This is a genomic window from Arthrobacter sp. B2I5 (assembly GCF_030816735.1).
GTDB lineage: Bacteria > Actinomycetota > Actinomycetes > Actinomycetales > Micrococcaceae > Arthrobacter.
Window position 1 is genome coordinate 51,970 of sequence record NZ_JAUSYF010000001.1, and the last position, 16,980, is coordinate 68,949.

Below are 16,980 nucleotides of genomic sequence, written 5' to 3' on the forward strand. Positions count from 1 at the left end.
AGGGAATGGGACATCAATGGCGGAGTGCTTTTACTGCTTTGCGGACAAACCGCTCACACGTGCTCACCTCTTTCAGAAGGGTTTCCGCAAAACCATCGAGGACGCGACTGGGGGCGTGTTTCTATCTGATTCCAGCGTTAGCCATCCGGGTATCGTTCGAGCCATCAAGCACGGCGGCGATATACGCGAAACCAAGGTCACCTCTCTGTGCGAAGACTGCAACAACAACTGGATGAATAACATTGAGCTCGCCGCTGAGACTGCTTTTAGCCGACTCGTAAGTGGAGAATATGCTCCATCTCCCCACGAGTTCCGCAAAATCGCCCACTGGGCGGTCGTTTTCGCCGCCCTTTCGAGTGAGCTCCATCCAAAGCTGCAGATACCGCCTAGCCATCGCCAAGCCATACGACAAGGAACCCTCATCCCTGATGGTTACTCAACTTATGTCGTTTGGACGAAAGAACACTTAGTGACTGTTCAGTCCGACCTGTATCGAGCAGTGAGCGCGTCTACGAACGACAGTGAAGTGCACTGGTTCCACCTTCTCCACCTCGGTTCGGTCGTCTTGATTACGGCGACTCCTGGTCTTACGCCTAGGGTTGCCCGCGTCTTGAACGAGGCCAACATTCACTCGGCCTTGGGGTTCATCGGTGACAGCTTTGTTTATGTTCCTCAAGAGTTCCAAAGAGCGATGACTGAGGGGCATCGTGCCGAGCACCAAGAGCTCTTCGCCTTAGGACCAAAGATCGGTAACGAGGCAAGCGCTTTCATTACGACGAGCAACGGCATACAGGTTCTCGATCTGTCAGAAGGCATGCAATTTGGCGTCGCCGATTTCTCGTTTGACTTCGGCGGCCAGCTCTTCGACTATCGCCAGCCTCCAGGTAGCAACTAGCTTTGGCGTTTTAGGGCACCTTATGCAGCCGCGCGACCTGACCAAGCTTCAAAATGGCGGTCAGGAATGAGCAGGAACGGCCTGCAGGGCAGGGTGGACCAGATTCGGCGATTGGCTCATCCAACTGGCCGGACTGGACGAGCCATCGACGCGTTTCGCCGCAGGCGCCTTCACCGACGGCGCCTTGCGGACCCGCACGCTACCTGCGGCTCTCAAGGAGATCGCTCAAGCTGTTCCAGACCTGCCCGTCGCAAGTAAGTCTTTTCCAGCTTCGCCGCAACCGCCTGTCGCAATAGCTCCGCAGAACCCTGACGCTAGCCCCGAAAAACAGAGTGATGAATCCCCCAATCGTGGCAAGAATAAGGCACAGTGGGCTGATTGTTCTCAGCCAAGCGGGAATGAGGGGAGGGTTGGGGGTAGCAATAGCGTAAGCACCGAAGCGAGTAGAACGGCAGCGCTGAAACCGAGAAATGCCACATGGATTCTTGCTGCATGTCTTGAAGCCATGCCAGCGGCATCATGACGACGCATGTTCTCAGCCCGTTCGAGCTCAAGCCACTCTTGTCTGTAGGTCGGCTCGTTTCGATTCAATTTTGGCCTGCTTCGCTTGCTCCTCGATGGCCTCGCGCTCAGAGTTTGGGGACCTGATCATTTCGTTCTTGATGGCCAAACGAACTTATGCATCGTGCCTTGAACGGGCGTCAAGGCTGCGAGGGCTGACAATGATGAGCGTTTCTGGGCCATACTTGCCGACCTGTGGTGACCTCCTGAGTGCAAACGCCGTGCCACAGTCAGGAAAAGGCGATTGCCACAGTCACTGGTCGACGACGAAACGTAGCTTTATGCAGCCTTGGATTTTATTCCTACTCAAGGAAGGGGGCGAGCCTCTGACGCACCGCCTTCCGGCTAGCGGAAAATCGCGATCGGGTGAAGAATTACTGTCGGCGCGTTGAAGAGGAAATCCTCCTCCGACATCTCAACTCCCAGAGCCTTCGCAGGTTCAATCATGTTCTTCATGCCCTTGGTCAAAACGTCGGCTTCCAAGGCCGTAGGGGGGCTGTCGCGTATAACCCTTATTGCCAGGTAGTTCTCATCCTCTTCGAGCAGGGCCTCTATCTGCCCAATGACGGTGAACTCGCCCTCGATCCCTTGAGCCCCAGCGATCAAGAATGCTTCATCTAGGCCAGCCATAATCCGAGGATGTTGAATTCCGAAGGGCGCAATCTGTACAAGTTGCATGCGTGTTTCACTCTTTCCACGCATCCATCCGGCCATCATTCTCGCTGTCTTTTTAAGGTTCGCGATTTCGGCTGTTGGACGCTTTAGTGCCGAGTCAGGGTTACCGGCCTCATTTGAGAAGGCAATAAAGGTAGAAAAGACGCGGTGCAAGGGTGCTAGGGAGACGCGGGCCGTGAATTCGACAGTGTCCCCAATTCCGATCTCCTCACGGATCTCTTCATCCCAGTTATCAAGCGTGCCGAATGCCCCGGCTGCGTGAAGATACTTGTACCAAGCATCGAAGGACGAAAAAATCGTGCGTGTTCTGACCATCTCCTCGTGAATGTCGGCGGACTTCTTTTTTCCGCCCGACGCCTTGAGCGGTCCATAACCAATTGTCCCTTCCAGCCCACCTTCACGGGCCTCGGAAGCCTTTTGGATTATTTCGTCAATCTTCCCAGCTTCTACCGCCGATAGGGAGTTGATGACAGTTTCGTGGTTTAGGTATAGAAACTCACGATGAAGCTTTGTCTTCGGCTTGTTGTAGCCAGCCATTGGGACTCCTAGCATCAGTAGTAACAAATTGCTCAGTCTTGCCGTTAACGTTCGTGCAATTCATTAGCGAACAGTGGAACACTTCCCTTTCGCTCGGTATGCACTTCAATCATTTTTTTCTGCGCGACGAGTAATGCCGGTGTGCGTACGCCTCTTTCATGAGCCACCCTACATAACGTCCAAGGAGTGAAGGAAAATTACTGGAGTTGGCAGGATTGCTCGCCCTGCACACGTTGATGACGACCACGGATGGCTCTGGTGCTCGACCTAAAGTTGCCGACTTGATTCCCGCCAATGCAAGGACCTCGTATTCTCGGATCGGACATTCGCCCGCTAGGACCAGGGCGCGGACTGACCCAACTGCCCACCAACCCAACTGCCTTCGTAGTACACGGACACACAGCGCAACGTTCCGGCCCCCGCACGTAACCTGATTAGATGCCCCGTTTTGCACTGGATACTGAGTCCGTCCCCCGCCCGGCCCGCTCGCAGGAGCTGCTGGACGGCGTGAACCACCGCGTCGTCATTGCCGACGGCGCCATGGGCACCATGCTCCAGGGCCGGGACCTGCAGCTGGACACGGACTTCCAGAACCTCGAGGGCTGCAACGAGATCCTCAACGACACCCGCCCGGACGTCATCGCGGACATCCACGACGCCTACTTCGCCACCGGCATCGACGCCGTCGAAACCAACACCTTCGGCGCCAACTGGTCCAACCTGTCCGACTACGGCATCGACGACCGCATCGAGGAGCTGGCAAGAAAAGGCGCCAAGATCGCCCGCGAACGCGCGGAAGCCGCAGAAGAAACAGACGGACGCATGCGCTGGGTCCTCGGCTCCATGGGCCCCGGCACCAAGCTCCCCAGCCTGGGCCACACCAGCTACGACTACCTCAAGCAGACCTTCGCCCTCCAGGCCCAAGGCCTCATCGACGGCGGCGCAGACGCCTTCCTCATCGAAACCAGCCAGGACCTCCTGCAGACCAAAGCCGCCGTCAACGGCTGCAAGCAGGCCATCGTGGACCGTGGCATCCGGCTCCCCATCTTCGTCGAGGTAACGGTCGAAACCACCGGAACCATGCTCATGGGCTCCGAAATCGGCGCCGCACTCACCGCACTCGAGCCGCTCGGCGTCGACGCCATCGGCCTGAACTGCGCCACCGGCCCGGACGAGATGAGCGAGCACCTCCGCCACCTCTCCAAGCAATCCTCGGTCGCCATCGCCTGCATGCCCAACGCCGGCCTGCCCGTCCTCGGCGCCAACGGCGCGCACTACCCGCTCTCACCCACCGAACTCGCCACGGCGCACGAACAGTTCGTGCGCGAATTCGGCCTGGGCCTGGTGGGCGGCTGCTGCGGTACGACGCCGGAACACATGGCCGCCGTCGTCGAACGTCTTGCTCCCTTCCGCACCAAGGCCGTGGCCACCACGGCACAAAACGCCCCCGCCCGCCTCCCCGAAGAACGCGAAGCCGGCGTCGCCTCCCTTTACCAGCACGTGAACTTCGACCAGGAGTCCGCGTACCTGGCCATCGGTGAGCGCACCAACGCCAACGGTTCCAAGGCGTTCCGCCAGGCGATGCTCGAAGAGCGCTGGGACGACTGCGTGGACATCGCCCGCGAACAGATCCGCGTCGGCGCCCACCTGCTGGACGTCTGCATCGACTACGTGGGCCGCGACGGCGTCGCGGACATCAAAGAGGTGGTGAGCCGCTTCGCGTCCGCCTCCACTCTCCCGCTGGTCATCGACTCCACCGAGCCGCCCGTCCTGCAGGCCGGCCTGGAACTCATCGGCGGCCGCCCGGTGGTCAACTCCGTCAACTACGAGGACGGCGACGGCCCCAACAGCCGCTTCGCCCGCATCATGCCTCTGGTCAAGGAACACGGCACCGCCGTGATCGCCCTGACCATCGACGAACAGGGCCAGGCCCGCACCACCGAGGGCAAGGTGGCCATCGCCTCCCGCCTCGTCGACGCCTTGGTGGGCGAATGGGGCATGCGCGTCGAGGACATCATCGTCGACTGCCTCACCTTCCCCGTCGCCACCGGCCAGGAGGAAACCCGCCGCGACGGCATCGAAACCATCGAGGCCATCCGCCAGATCACCACGAAATACCCCGGCATCAACACCACGCTCGGCGTCTCGAACGTCTCCTTCGGCCTGAACCCGGCAGCGCGCGTCGTCCTGAACTCCGTGTTCCTGCACGAGGCCGTCCAGGCCGGCCTGACCAGCGGCATCATCGACGCCGCCAAGATCGTCCCGCTCGCCTCACTCCCTGAAGAGCAGCGCAAAGTGGCGCTGGACCTCGTCTGGGACCGCCGCGAATACGACGCCGACGGCAACGTCACGTACGACCCCCTGGCCAGCATGCTGGACATGTTCGCCGGCGTCGACACTGCTGCCCTCAAGGACCAGCGCGCCGCCGAACTCGCCGCGCTGCCCACGGGCGCACGCCTTGAGCGGCGCATCATCGACGGCGAAGGTAAGGGCCTCGAAGCGGACCTGGACTTGGCCCGCAGCGAGGGCATGAGCCCGCTGGGCATCATCAACGACCACCTGCTCGAGGGCATGAAGGTGGTGGGTGAGCGCTTCGGCGCCGGCGAGATGCAGCTGCCGTTCGTGCTGCAGTCCGCCGAGGTCATGAAGAACGCCGTGGCCCTGCTCGAGCCGCACATGGAGAAGTCCGATTCCTCCGGCAAGGGCACCATGGTGATCGCCACCGTGCGCGGCGACGTGCATGACATCGGCAAGAACCTGGTGGACATCATCCTCACCAACAACGGCTACAAGGTCATCAACATCGGCATCAAGCAGGGCATCGCCGAGATCATCGCCGCCGCCGAGGAGCACAACGCGGACGTGATCGGCATGTCCGGCCTGCTGGTGAAGTCCACCGTGGTGATGAAGGAAAACCTCGCTGAGCTGCAGTCCCGCGGCCTGGCCAAGAAGTGGCCCGTGATCCTGGGCGGTGCCGCCCTGACCCGCGCCTACGTGGAGCAGGACCTGGCGGAGCAGTTCGACGGCGTGGTCCGGTACGCCAAGGACGCCTTCGAGGGCCTTTCCCTCATGGAACCGCTGGTGCGCGTTGCCCGCGGCGAGTCGCCGGACGACGTCGGCCTGCCGCCTTTGAAGAAGCGCATCCACAAGGGGGGTGCGAAGTTCACGGTGACCGAGCCGGAGGCCATGCCCGGCCGGTCCGACGTCGCCACCGACAACCCCGTGCCCGTGCCGCCGTTCTGGGGCACGCGCATCGTCCGCGGCGTCTCGCTCCACGACTACTCCGCGTTCCTCGACGAGCGCGCCACCTTCATGGGCCAGTGGGGGCTGAAGCCCGGCCGCGGCGAGGACGGCGCCTCCTACGAGGAACTGGTGGAACGCGAGGGCCGGCCGCGCCTGCGGTACTGGCTGGACCGCATCCTGGGCGAGGGGATGCTGGACGCGTCCGTCGCCTACGGCTACTTCCCGGTGGTTTCCGAGGGGGAGCAGGTGGTGGTCCTCCACCACGGCGAGGATCACGACGGCGTCCTGGGCCAGGCGGGCCTGCTCGCCCCCGATGGTGGTTCAGGCGGTCCGATCGGCACCGACCGCCTGCGGTTCGACTTCCCGCGACAGCGCCGCGACCGGCACCTGTGCCTGGCGGACTTCGTGAAGCCGCGCGAATCGGGACAGATTGATGTGCTGCCGGTGCAGCTGGTCACCGCCGGTTCGAAGATCGAAGAGTTCACGTCCAAGATGTTCGCGGCCAACCAGTACCGCGACTACTACGAGCTCAACGGCCTGGTCATGCAGCTCACCGAGGCGCTCGCCGAGTTCTGGCATGCGCGGATCCGGAAGGAGCTGGGCTTCGCGGCCGAGGAGCCGAAGGACACGGCAGGGTATTTCAAGCTCGACTACCGCGGTGCGCGGTTCTCGCTGGGCTACCCCGCCTGCCCCGACATGGAGGACCGCCGCAAGGTGACGGAGTTGCTGAAGCCGGAGCGGATGGGTGTGGTCCTCAGCGACGAGCTGATGCTGCACCCCGAACAGTCCACCGACGCATTCGTTTTCCACCACCCTGAGGCGAAGTACTTCAAGGTGTGAGGTGAAGCCGGTCTTTGGCCGGGCATGGGATCGCCCTCGACCAGGTCTTGGTCGAGGGCGATCCCCGAAGTGCGGGGGCGCTGCAGGGTTACGAGGGCACCAGAAGGACGCCTATGGCTTGGAATTGTGCGCCTGGATCCCGCCGTGTGGAGTCTCGAAGAGCAGGTGCTCTCCCTCCAGCACTTCGCGGTCTGCCGGGGCGACGGTGGCACGCGGGCCCTTGCTGCCAGTTTCCGGAAGCGTGAAGTAGGCGATGAGGGAGAGGGCGACAATGGCGATCATGTAGTACGCGACGAACATGGGCTGTCCGGCGCCGACGAATGCAGCGGCAATCAGTGGTGCGGTGCCTCCGAAGACGGCGATCACGATCTGGTGTGCAAAGCCGATTCCGGAGACCCGGACAGAGGCCGGGAACAGCTCGGCCTGGATTGTCGGATAGACCGACTGCCAGATTCCAAGAACCACCCATCCCGACGCTGAGACCAGAACGTACACGCCGAAGCCTGGCTGGTTCAGCAGCAGAAGCAGTGGGTAGAAGAGCACGATCATGCCGATGGCACCGATGATCGGGAAGATCTTGCGTCGGCCGAGCCGGTCGGAAAGGTATCCGCAGACCGGCACGATGACCACGAGCAAGGCCAGCCCGATAACGCTCCCGGCAAGAGTGGAGGACAGGTCCCGGCCGGTGGTCAGCTTGGCATAGGTGGGAAGGAAGGTGGCCCAGGTGTAGTAGGCCACGGCCGGAGCAGACAGCGCGGCTGCCTGCAGCAGAGCCTTCGGGTGTTCGCGCAGCAGGTCCATCAGGCGCGCCGCCGCGGACTTTTGGTCGACAAGGGCAGTCGCCTCAAACTCAGGGGTCTCATCAGAGCGAGCCCGCAGGATAAGCCCGACTACGCCAAGGACACCGCCTATGAGGAACGGGATGCGCCAACCCCAGGCGGCGAGGTCGGCGGGAGCAAAAGAGGAGGTCACGATCGCGGCGGCACCGGTCGCGGCGAGGGTCGCCAGGCCGCTTGCCATATTGGAGAACGAGCCAAACAGGCCACGACGGTTCGCGGGAGCGTGTTCGACCATGAAGGCGATAGCGCTCTGCTGCTCACTGCCGGCCGAGATGCCTTGAAGGATGCGTGCAACCAGGAAAAGAACTGGCGCCGCGTACCCGATCGTCGCAAATGACGGCGTGAGACCGATGATCAAAGCGCCGAGCGCCATTCCGGAGATGGAGAGCGTTAGGACGAGCCTGCGGCCGAAACGGTCGGCCAGTGGTGAAATGATGATCCCGCTGAGCGGGCGGACGACAAACCCGATTGCGTACGTCAGCAGTGCTGCGACCAGGGACGCGAATGGGGAGTCGCCGGGGAAAATCTGCGATGAGAATACTGCTGCCAGCAGCCCGTAGATGTACCAGTCGTACCACTCCACGAAATGGCCGATCGTGCCTGCCACCATGTTGACGGAGCGCCTACGTGGCTCCGGCACTTCCGGAAATTCCGAAGGGCCCGAGCTGCCGAGCGCATCTTTTGAGGTCTTCATTGAACTCTCCATACTTTCACGTTTGCTGAGGAGGGGTTAGGGGTTGAGCCGGGGCGATCAATGCTCCGGCTGCAGCTGCCGTTACCGCCTTGGCGGATCAGCAAAACCAATAAGATCGGTTGCTGAGATCGGTTGCTGAGATCGGTTGCAATCAGATTACGGACGACAGAACAGACTTGTCAACGTTTTTTTGTGAGCCGCGTCGCAGATTCCGGTGTGGCCCCTCTAGGAGGGGCAACCGCTTTGCGGCAGTGGGTGCAGCGGTGGAGCGATTACCCCTCTGCCGGAAGGGGTGTCTCGTTGTTGAAGTCCAGGTACCGCACTCCGGACCACGCGCATTCCAAACACCCGTAGATGGACCAGTACTCATCCCAGTGGGAAAGTTTCCACTGGTCCCGTTCCAGGCCGCGGCGGGTGATCCGGTCCCGCAGAAGGTCCTCGGGAACCCTCACCCGCACCACCGTGGTTTCAGAAGGTGGCCAATGGAACTTTTCTGCCGCGCGCGTCAGAAAATCCGGTTCGTCGAAGTAGGCTCCGAAAGGGGCATCGAGCACGACGGAGCGCCCCAGGCGCAGGTTCGCCCCGGCGACGTCCATGAGTGTTTCGTACTCGAGGGGAAGCAGGTTGTCGCGGTAGTAGTCGTTGGATTCCCGGTCGGTGGGGTCGTGTCCGGTTGCCTTCAGCGCGAACTCGACGAAGCGTCCGCATACGCGGTCCTTGTCCAGGTATGCCGCGTTGTGTTCTTTTGCTGTTTTCTGCGCGACCGTCGTTTTCCCGGAGCCGGCCGGGCCAATAACAATAAAGACGGTGGGGATCGTCATCGTCGGGCCTCTGCCACTGCTGACAGGAACTCCTCGGCGGCTTTGGTGACGCGGGTAAAGTCGCCGTCGGGCTGCCATGCTTTTGTCACGTAGCTGCCGACGGCGACACCTGCTACGCCCGCCGCAAACCATTCGCCTACGTTCTGCACGGTTACCCCGCCTGCCGGCATGATCGGCAGGTGAGCAAGCGGGGCGAGCACGGATTTGGCGTAGGGGATGCCGCCGGCCTCGGTGGGGAAGAGCTTGAGGATGTCGGCGCCCGCCTCGGCGGAGTTAACAAGTTCGGTCGGTGTGTAGGCTCCGCTGATGGTCGGTATCTGGTACCGGTTTGCTGTCCGGATCATTGCCGGATTCAGCTGGGGACTGACCAGGAATTCAGCTCCGGCGCGGATGCACTCGTAGGCCGAGTGCTCGTCCAACACCGTTCCGGCGCCGATCGCCACTCCATTGGCCCCATGCCTGGCGGAGAGCCGGCGGATTACCTCGACGGCGCCCGGAATCGAAAGCGTGATTTCAATGGCGCGGAAGCCTCCGGCAATGGCAGCTTCCGCAACGCGTTCTGCCACTTCCGCGTTCTCCAGGCGGACGATGAGCACGGCGCCGAGTTCGTTGATGGTCTGCAGGGTACGGAGTTTCTTGTACATGTGTGCCTTTCTTGGGGCCCAAGCGAGTTGTTGCCTGGGCCACTGTTGAACGTCGTTGACAAACTTTCCCACCATCCATACTGTTATTGCAACCGATCTCAGCAATCGATCTCATGTTGCGTCGGACAGCAAGACCCATACTTAGCAAAGGAGCTGTCAGGGTGAGTAAAACACGCACGATCATTCTTGGTGCTTCACACTGGCACGTTCCGCTGTATGCCCGGGCAATCGGCGAAGAACACCAAGTCGTCGGCATCAGTGACGAGAACGGGTCACTCGTTCAGGGACTGGCAAAGACTTGGGCCGCTCCCGTTGATGCGGACTGGCGGAGCCTGATCGATCTGCCGGAGCTGGGGCTCGCCTATGTTTTCGGCCCGCACGATGGAATGGCCGAAAAGTGTCTTGCCCTGATCGAGCGTGGCATTCCGATTGTGGTGGAGAAGCCGCTGGGAACGTCCCTGGCGGAACTTTCGCAGGTGCGCAAGGCTGCTGATGCAGCCGGCGTCCCGGTCACCGTCCCGCTGGTCCAGCGGGGTGGTCCGACGGACCGTTGGCTGGCCAAGGCTGGCCGGCCAACGTACCAGAGGATCTCCTTCATTGCCGGTCCGCCTTCCCGTTACCTGGCTAACGGCAACTCTTGGATGCTGGACCCTGCCACCGCAGGGGGAGGGTGCCTGGCAAACCTTGGACCCCATTTCGTCGACCTGTTCCTGCAGGCCTGTGACGAGTCAGCGGCGAGTGTCGAATCACGGCTCTCCACGGCGCTGCACGGCGGGGCCGTCGAGGACCATGCCAGCCTCATCATCACCACCCCGAGCGGGTCTGAAGCCATTGTGGAAGTGGGGTACGCCTTCCCGGGTTCACCGTTGAAGCGTTACTGCAGTTACACGTCGGCGGGCAGGGCGGGATTCGCCTCCGTCAACTCGGACGGTTCGGCCACGTTCACAGCGTTGGACGGGACAACCGAGTCTGCCGTGATCGACGTGGACAGTGACCCTCTCTATGATCCGTTCGTGCGCCGTGTCGCTCAGACACTGGAAGATGGATTCAAGGGGCTGCCAACATTGGCCCAGCTCGAAGATGTGATGCGCCCGATCTGGCAGGCGTATGACGACCAGCGCGGAGGAAAAGAAGATGGCTGACCTAAGTATTGACGTTGTCGCGAAGGCGGCCGGCGTCCACCGCTCAACGGTTTCCCGGGCATTCTCCCGGCCGGAAGCGGTGAAAAGCGAAACCCGCGAGCACATCCTCCGGGTCGCCGAGGGACTTGGCTATACGATGAGTCCACTTGCCCAGGCACTCCGCCGAAAGACCAGCACCTTCATCCCTCTGATCGTCCCTGACATCACCAACCCGTTCTTTGCAGAACTGGCCAAGACGATGACGCAGGCGGCGGATGAGCGCGGCTACCAGCTGCTGCTCTGCGTCACCAATGGGGACCCCGCCAAAACTGAGGGATACTTCGTCGCCATGCAGGCCATGTATGCCCCCTTCGGCATCGTCGCGCCCTCCACGAAGGTCGATACCGAGGCGCTGAAGCGCTTCGATTTCGGCCATAAGGTGGTCGTGATCGACCGGGTTGAAGGCGACGATGCAGTTCCGACGGTCACCGTTGACAGCCGCCGCGGAATCATGTTGGCGCTGGATCATCTGCATTCTCTGGGGCACACTTCCATTGGCTATGTTTCCGGCATCGCCGGTACGCACACCGCCCAGGACCGGATGGACGCGTATCTGGAGCTGTCTGCCGAGAGCGGCAGTGCACCTGTTGTGCTGGACAGCGGGTCGGATCTGGATGCGGGTACGCGTGGGGCAGAGCATTTCCTCGAGATGGAGAATCCGCCGACGGCCATCATCGCGGCGAATGACATGGTGGCCTTTGCGGTCATCTCGGCCCTCGGTCGAAGCGGCGTGCGTGTACCCGAGGACGTGTCGGTCATCGGTTTCGACGGCCTGGCTTTGGGGGCCCGTTTCAACCCGGCCCTGACCACCATCCGGCAGCCCATCTCCGACATGGGACACCTCGCCATTGAGCTGGCCGAGAAGCAGAACGCGGACGGTTCCGTGGACCACATCGTCCTCGAACCTGAGCTTCTTGTCCGTGCCTCCACCGCAGGACCGCGCAAATGACCGCGCAAAGGAACGATGCCACAGCAGGCACACTGCGGCGTTTGCCGGGGCTCCGGCATACGGACCACATCGGCTTGACCGTCCCCTACCTCGAGGAGGGTATCCGGTTCTTCGTCGACGTGCTCGGGGCCGAGGAACTGTACCGCTCCGAACGTGGGCCTGACGAGGAATTCATGCCCACAAACTTCGACGTCCCGGCAGATGCGAAACTCACGCTCGCCATGCTCCGCCTGCCCCCGAACCTGAACATTGAGCTGTTCGAATGGAGCAGCGCTAAGCGGCGCGAGACCCCGCCACGGCATTGCGACGCGGGCGGACACCACCTGTGCTTCGTCGTGGACGACGTTGACGAAGCGATCGCCGTACTGCAGGAAACCCCGGGCGTCCGCGTGCTCGGGGAGCGCAAAGAAGTCGCCGGCGACAGCCCGCGGGTAGCCGGCAACCGCTGGACCTACTTCATCACCCCTTGGGGCCTGCTGATGGAGATCGTCGACCGATCCCGCGTCGCATCCCCACCCAGGCTCGTCGGTCCAGCGGACTGGACGGCAACACAACACACTTCCAGGAAGGACAATCAACAATGAGGCTTGCAGGTCACACACTAGGCACTCCGCGCCATACGGTTCCCCAAGCGCTAAAGCTCTTCCGGGACGCAGGGCTTGATGCCGCCGAAATCATCTACCAGGACGGCTACACCTCAGGGTTGCCGCTGGGGGACCGGCGCGCCGCCATGGAGGCACTGACGGCAGCAGACGGCGAGGGCCTTCCGATTCTTGGCCTCACGCCCTACACCACGGCCATCAACTCCCTTGACGAGAGTCAGTGGCGCGGGGGAGTTGACGAATTCCGCGGCGCAATCGAGACCGCCCACCTGCTGGGCGCCGACCGGGTGCGTGTGTACGCGGGAGCGTGGCATCCGGGTGACACCGATCGTGACCGGCGATGGGCGAAACTGCGGGAGGCCCTGCAGACCCTGGCACCCGAGGCTGAACAGGCTGGCGTGCGGCTGTGTGTGGAGAACCACTTCGGCACCATGACCCAGACCGCGGCAGAAACCGCTGCGCTCGTCCGGGAGGTTGCCCACCCGGCCGTTCGTGTTCTCTACGACCAGGCCAACCTCACCTTCACCCATGACGAGACGTTCGAGGAAGCCTTTGCCGTCCAGGGCGACCTGATCGGTCACGTGCACGTGAAGGACCTCGTGTTCACCGATCCGAACGCAGCCTTCCGTGCCACGGAGACAGCCCGCGTCGACGCGTCCGAGCGCGCCGTCCGATCAAGGGTCATCGGCACCGGCGTTCTTCCCTGGCCCCAGATCCTCGCTGCGCTGCTGCGCCACGGCTACGATGACCTGCTGAGTATCGAGTATGAGTACCGCTGGCACCCGCAAGACCTCCCCACCCCCGAGGACGGATTCCGGGAATCCGTGACCGCACTGCGCGGAATGCTCACTGATCTGGCTGAAATGGAGAATGCCCGATGACCGGGCAGCGCCTCCGCGTCGGCGTCATCGGCGCAGGAAATATCGCCACCATCGCCCAGCTACCCACACTTGTCCAGCGCGATGATGTCGAGCTCGCAGCCCTGGTATCCCGCCGCGAGGACCCGGGCAACCTGGTACGGCGCTGGGGGTTCGGCGCCGCCTACCGGTCAGTGGAGGACATGCTGGACGCGCAGGACCTGGATGCCGTCTTCGTTCTCACACCCCGGTCCGAACACGCGCACGCGGTCCAGTTGTGCCTCAACAACGACGTCGATGTGTTTTGCGAAAAACCTCTTGCCCCGGCAACCGAGGAAGCAGAACGTTTGGCGGACCTGGCCGACGAGCGCGGCCGCATCCTGATGGTGGATTTCAACCGCCGCTACGCACCCGTCTATGCCGCCGGCCGTGAGCTGTTCGGCACAAAAGGCGCCACCTTCTGCGTCGCGCAGAAGAACCGGCCCGGATCCGAATACCGTGCAACGTTCGAGAACGCCATCCACATGGTTGACCTGCTCCGCTGGTACTGCGGCGGCGAACCCGTGGACGTTGCCGCGCACGCAGCCGGTGATGACCCCTGGGAAGAAGACGGCGTCGCAGCCATGATTCGCTTCAGCACCGGCAACACTGGAGTGCTGGTGGCTGCCCGGACAGCAGGTGCCTGGAATGAGAAACTCGACGCCTACGGCGATGGCAAGACCGTGGAAGTCAGGGCACCGGAGACCGTCTCGACCACCGTCAAGGGAGTCACAACCTCACGGGAGCTCAGCTCTGAGGCGTACGGCTGGGCAACGGCGACCGACACACTCGGATTCTCCGCCGCCGTCCACCACTTCCTGGACCGGGTCGCCGACAGGGAACAGCCACTGACCTCCGGTCGCGAAGCCGTCCACACGCAGCGGCTGCTTGACCAGGTCCTCGCCGCCTCCGGACTGCCCACACAAGAACAAGAAGGCCGGCAATGGGCAAGCCACGCCGTTAGCGGCAACAGCTAGGCAGCACGGGCAGGTGCACCACCCTGGCCCGCGCCCGGAGTGACGGCTCACCCCCATAAAACCTCAAGTAAGGAGCTGGAAAGATGAAACGAGCAGCCCACCAGCCAGCCGCAGGGCAGCGACAGATAAGCGGAGAAACCAGATGAGCCTCAAAGACCAAGTCGTTCTGGTGACCGGATCAAGCGGCGGAATCGGTAATGCAGTCGTCGAGGCACTCACAGCCGAAGGGGCACTCGTCATAGGTGCCGACCGCGGCCCAAAGGAGGGCCAGGAACTCGCCGGCTTCTTCCCGCTCGACATCACCTCCGAAGAACAATGCGCCACAGTCGTCGCGGACGTCACCACCAAGTTCGGGCGAATCGACGCTCTCGTCCACGCAGCTGGAGTCCTGGGTGCCACGCCGGACATCATGAAAACAACGACCGAAGAATTCGACTCCATCATGCGGATCAACGGTTCCGGAACCTTCACCATGGTCCGCGAAACCGCGCAATCAATGATTGGAACCGGAACGGCCGGCGCCATCGTGATCCTCTCCTCCGTTGCAGCCAAAGAAGCCCGCCTCAACTACTTGCCCTACAACGCAAGCAAACTCGCCGTGTTGCACATCATGTGGTCGTTCGCCGAACTGCTCGGCCCGAACGGCATCTCGGTCAACGCCATCGCGCCCGGCCCCGTAAACACTCCCATGTGGGCACAATTCGCCAACGACTCCGGCCCGGATGCAGCCGCGAACCGGGCCAAGCGCGCTGCCCAGCTTCCAATGCGCCGGTTCGCCGAACCAGACGAAGTCGCCCGTGCCATCCTTTTCCTTGCCGACCCCGACAACCGCTACATCACCGGCGTATCCCTCGATGTGGCAGGCGGAGCACACCTGGGAATTGGAACCTGATCCGGGGCTTAGGGCTTAGGGCTTAGGGCTTACGGCTTAGGCCTTAGGGCTGATGCCGGATGGCCTGTGCAGCCACTGTCAGCGGACGCCGAAGTCGCTGTCAACGTACGAACCCGGGCGATTTTCAGTACCGTTCTGGCAATTGCAGCCACCATCAAGCTGCAGCCGAACGGTCACCGGACTCGATGCTTCGAGCCGGATGTCGACATGCTCCTGCCCGTTGCTGCTAAGGCGGAGGATTGATTCTTGGTCGGTAAGAAGGGTCATCTCATTGCCTTTGCTGATTTTTGGAGAGTGGATGCGCGCCGGTGGCACGGGCCCTGAAGCCCGTGCCACCGGGCGGGTTGCTGTGGTTCTACGCCGCGACGTATCCGTTCGGATTCAGCACGAACTTCGTTGCCGAACCGGCGTCGAATTCGGCGTAACCGCGCGGTGCATCCTCAAGGGGGATCGCTGTGGCGTTTACTGCCTTGGCGATCTGGACCTTATCGTGCAGGATGGCCATCATCAGCTGGCGGTTGTACGACATGACGGGGCACTGTCCGGTGGTAAACGACAGGGACTTTGCCCATCCGGTGCCGAGGGACAGCGACAGGGAGCCGTGCTTTGCGGCCTCGTCAATTCCACCAGGGTCGCCGGTGACATACAGGCCGGGAATGCCAAGGGCGCCGCCTGCGGCGGTGATATCCATGAGTGAGTTCAGCACGGTGGCGGGGGCCTCGTGGGAGGCGTCCTTGCCATGGCCGCGGGCTTCGAACCCCACGGCGTCAACGCCGCAATCCACCTCGGGGACGCCAAGGATTTGCTCGATCTGGTCCTTCGGACCGCCCTTGGTGACGTTCACCGTTTCGCAGCCGAAGGAACGGGCTTGAGCCAGGCGGTCTTCATTCATGTCACCAACGATCACGACGGCTGCACCGAGCAACTGCGCGCCGACGGCGGCCGCGAGGCCCACCGGGCCGGCGCCGGCGATGTAGACGGTGGATCCGACGCCCACTCCGGCGGTAACGGCGCCGTGAAAGCCTGTGGGGAAGATATCGGAAAGCATTGTCAGGTCCATGATCTTTTCCAGGGCCTGGTCACGGTCCGGGAACCTGAGCAGATTCCAGTCGGCATAGGGGACCAGCACGTATTCGGCTTGGCCGCCCACCCAGCCGCCCATATCCACATAACCATAGGCGCTGCCCGGGCGGTCCGGGTTGACGTTCAGGCAGATGCCCGTCTTGCGCTCCTTGCAGTTCCGGCAACGGCCACAGGAGATGTTGAAAGGTACGGAGACAATGTCTCCCACCTTGATGAACTCAACGTCCGGACCGACCTCCACCACTTCGCCGGTGATTTCATGTCCAAGGACGAGGTCCTTAGGGGCCGTGGTCCGGCCCCTGACCATGTGCTGGTCCGAGCCGCAGATATTGGTGGTCACCGTGCGCAGGATGGCGCCGTGGGGTACTTTTCGGCCCACATTGGCAGGATTGACGCCAGGCCCATCCTTGAGTTCGAACGTGGGGTAGTCGGTGGTGATGATTTCGACGACGCCGGGTTCTTTGTAGGCAACGGCTCTGTTTCCTGACATGGACACTCCTTTTGGTAGGGGTAGTTGGTGCCGGGCCCTCCATTTGGATGGCCTTGCACTGGTCCTGCAACGTTGCAGGCGCTGCCCCATTGCCCGAGAGCGGTGCTTCGATAGGGATACCTCCCCAGGTTTCAGGCCACCGAAGCACCCTTCACGGGTAT

General features: G+C 62.3%; 14 protein-coding genes. 8 read left to right on the forward strand and 6 right to left on the reverse strand.

The window, feature by feature from the left end; genetic code table 11:
* The first annotated feature begins 16 nt into the window (after nucleotides 1–16).
* Nucleotides 17–895, forward strand: a complete 879-nt coding sequence (locus QFZ60_RS00200; protein WP_307087107.1) for a hypothetical protein — start codon at nucleotides 17–19, stop codon at nucleotides 893–895.
* 906 nt (nucleotides 896–1,801) lie between these two features.
* On the opposite strand, the gene QFZ60_RS00205 is transcribed toward QFZ60_RS00200, so the two are convergent.
* Nucleotides 1,802–2,668 carry a hypothetical protein gene (locus QFZ60_RS00205; RefSeq protein ID WP_307087109.1) on the reverse strand — a complete coding sequence of 289 codons (867 nt, stop codon included), beginning with the start codon at nucleotides 2,666–2,668 and terminating at the stop codon, nucleotides 1,802–1,804.
* 438 nt (nucleotides 2,669–3,106) lie between these two features.
* On the opposite strand from QFZ60_RS00205, the gene metH reads away from it, so the two are divergent.
* On the forward strand, nucleotides 3,107–6,751 hold the full coding sequence (gene metH / locus QFZ60_RS00210) for a methionine synthase (RefSeq protein ID WP_307087111.1): 3,645 nt from the start codon (nucleotides 3,107–3,109) through the stop codon (nucleotides 6,749–6,751).
* Nucleotides 6,752–6,862: 111 nt separating this feature from the next.
* Here the strand turns inward: metH and QFZ60_RS00215 are convergent, their stop codons facing one another.
* The 3 genes from QFZ60_RS00215 to QFZ60_RS00225 all read right to left on the reverse strand — a co-directional run bounded on the left by QFZ60_RS00215 (nucleotide 6,863) and on the right by QFZ60_RS00225 (nucleotide 9,749).
* Nucleotides 6,863–8,284 carry an MFS transporter gene (locus QFZ60_RS00215; protein ID WP_307087113.1) on the reverse strand — a complete coding sequence of 474 codons (1,422 nt, stop codon included), beginning with the start codon at nucleotides 8,282–8,284 and terminating at the stop codon, nucleotides 6,863–6,865.
* Between the two features lie 272 nt (nucleotides 8,285–8,556).
* Nucleotides 8,557–9,105 carry an ATP-binding protein gene (locus QFZ60_RS00220; RefSeq protein ID WP_307087115.1) on the reverse strand — a complete coding sequence of 183 codons (549 nt, stop codon included), beginning with the start codon at nucleotides 9,103–9,105 and terminating at the stop codon, nucleotides 8,557–8,559.
* A complete protein-coding gene (locus tag QFZ60_RS00225; RefSeq protein ID WP_307087117.1) occupies nucleotides 9,102–9,749 on the reverse strand; it encodes a bifunctional 4-hydroxy-2-oxoglutarate aldolase/2-dehydro-3-deoxy-phosphogluconate aldolase in 648 nt (215 codons plus the stop codon). The genes QFZ60_RS00220 and QFZ60_RS00225 overlap by 4 nt, the downstream gene beginning before the upstream one ends.
* Nucleotides 9,750–9,910: 161 nt before the next feature.
* On the opposite strand from QFZ60_RS00225, the gene QFZ60_RS00230 reads away from it, so the two are divergent.
* The 6 genes from QFZ60_RS00230 to QFZ60_RS00255 all read left to right on the forward strand — a co-directional run bounded on the left by QFZ60_RS00230 (nucleotide 9,911) and on the right by QFZ60_RS00255 (nucleotide 15,246).
* Nucleotides 9,911–10,891, forward strand: a complete 981-nt coding sequence (locus tag QFZ60_RS00230) for a Gfo/Idh/MocA family protein (RefSeq protein ID WP_307087119.1) — start codon at nucleotides 9,911–9,913, stop codon at nucleotides 10,889–10,891.
* Nucleotides 10,857–11,879: a LacI family DNA-binding transcriptional regulator gene (locus QFZ60_RS00235; RefSeq protein WP_307087121.1), complete on the forward strand. Its 1,023-nt coding sequence runs from the start codon at nucleotides 10,857–10,859 to the stop codon at nucleotides 11,877–11,879. The genes QFZ60_RS00230 and QFZ60_RS00235 overlap by 35 nt, the downstream gene beginning before the upstream one ends.
* Nucleotides 11,876–12,463: a VOC family protein gene (locus QFZ60_RS00240; protein WP_307087122.1), complete on the forward strand. Its 588-nt coding sequence runs from the start codon at nucleotides 11,876–11,878 to the stop codon at nucleotides 12,461–12,463. Before QFZ60_RS00235 ends, QFZ60_RS00240 begins: the two co-directional genes overlap by 4 nt.
* Nucleotides 12,460–13,362: a sugar phosphate isomerase/epimerase gene (locus QFZ60_RS00245; RefSeq protein WP_307087123.1), complete on the forward strand. Its 903-nt coding sequence runs from the start codon at nucleotides 12,460–12,462 to the stop codon at nucleotides 13,360–13,362. Before QFZ60_RS00240 ends, QFZ60_RS00245 begins: the two co-directional genes overlap by 4 nt.
* Nucleotides 13,359–14,354 carry a Gfo/Idh/MocA family protein gene (locus QFZ60_RS00250; RefSeq protein WP_307087125.1) on the forward strand — a complete coding sequence of 332 codons (996 nt, stop codon included), beginning with the start codon at nucleotides 13,359–13,361 and terminating at the stop codon, nucleotides 14,352–14,354. The genes QFZ60_RS00245 and QFZ60_RS00250 overlap by 4 nt, the downstream gene beginning before the upstream one ends.
* 142 nt (nucleotides 14,355–14,496) lie before the next feature.
* Entirely contained in the window at nucleotides 14,497–15,246 is a 750-nt protein-coding gene (locus tag QFZ60_RS00255) for an SDR family NAD(P)-dependent oxidoreductase (RefSeq protein WP_307087127.1), read from the forward strand.
* 78 nt (nucleotides 15,247–15,324) lie between these two features.
* Here QFZ60_RS00255 and QFZ60_RS00260 read toward each other — a convergent pair whose 3' ends face one another.
* Together QFZ60_RS00260 and fdhA are read right to left on the reverse strand one after the other, a co-directional pair.
* Entirely contained in the window at nucleotides 15,325–15,513 is a 189-nt protein-coding gene (locus QFZ60_RS00260; RefSeq protein ID WP_307087129.1) for a hypothetical protein, read from the reverse strand.
* An 88-nt stretch (nucleotides 15,514–15,601) separates the two neighbouring features.
* Nucleotides 15,602–16,819: a formaldehyde dehydrogenase, glutathione-independent gene (gene fdhA, locus QFZ60_RS00265; RefSeq protein ID WP_307087131.1), complete on the reverse strand. Its 1,218-nt coding sequence runs from the start codon at nucleotides 16,817–16,819 to the stop codon at nucleotides 15,602–15,604.
* Between the last annotated feature and the right edge of the window lie 161 nt (nucleotides 16,820–16,980).

Bases quoted from the DNA above. Each gene is read 5' to 3' on its own strand.
- QFZ60_RS00200 (WP_307087107.1), top strand. From the start codon at position 17: ATGGCGGAGTGCTTTTACTGCTTTGCGGACAAACCGCTCACACGTGCT.
- QFZ60_RS00205 (WP_307087109.1), bottom strand. From the start codon at position 2,668: ATGGCTGGCTACAACAAGCCGAAGACAAAGCTTCATCGTGAGTTTCTA.
- metH (WP_307087111.1), top strand. From the start codon at position 3,107: ATGCCCCGTTTTGCACTGGATACTGAGTCCGTCCCCCGCCCGGCCCGC.
- QFZ60_RS00215 (WP_307087113.1), bottom strand. From the start codon at position 8,284: ATGAAGACCTCAAAAGATGCGCTCGGCAGCTCGGGCCCTTCGGAATTT.
- QFZ60_RS00220 (WP_307087115.1), bottom strand. From the start codon at position 9,105: ATGACGATCCCCACCGTCTTTATTGTTATTGGCCCGGCCGGCTCCGGG.
- QFZ60_RS00225 (WP_307087117.1), bottom strand. From the start codon at position 9,749: ATGTACAAGAAACTCCGTACCCTGCAGACCATCAACGAACTCGGCGCC.
- QFZ60_RS00235 (WP_307087121.1), top strand. From the start codon at position 10,857: ATGACGACCAGCGCGGAGGAAAAGAAGATGGCTGACCTAAGTATTGAC.
- QFZ60_RS00240 (WP_307087122.1), top strand. From the start codon at position 11,876: ATGACCGCGCAAAGGAACGATGCCACAGCAGGCACACTGCGGCGTTTG.
- QFZ60_RS00245 (WP_307087123.1), top strand. From the start codon at position 12,460: ATGAGGCTTGCAGGTCACACACTAGGCACTCCGCGCCATACGGTTCCC.
- QFZ60_RS00250 (WP_307087125.1), top strand. From the start codon at position 13,359: ATGACCGGGCAGCGCCTCCGCGTCGGCGTCATCGGCGCAGGAAATATC.
- QFZ60_RS00255 (WP_307087127.1), top strand. From the start codon at position 14,497: ATGAGCCTCAAAGACCAAGTCGTTCTGGTGACCGGATCAAGCGGCGGA.
- QFZ60_RS00260 (WP_307087129.1), bottom strand. From the start codon at position 15,513: ATGACCCTTCTTACCGACCAAGAATCAATCCTCCGCCTTAGCAGCAAC.
- fdhA (WP_307087131.1), bottom strand. From the start codon at position 16,819: ATGTCAGGAAACAGAGCCGTTGCCTACAAAGAACCCGGCGTCGTCGAA.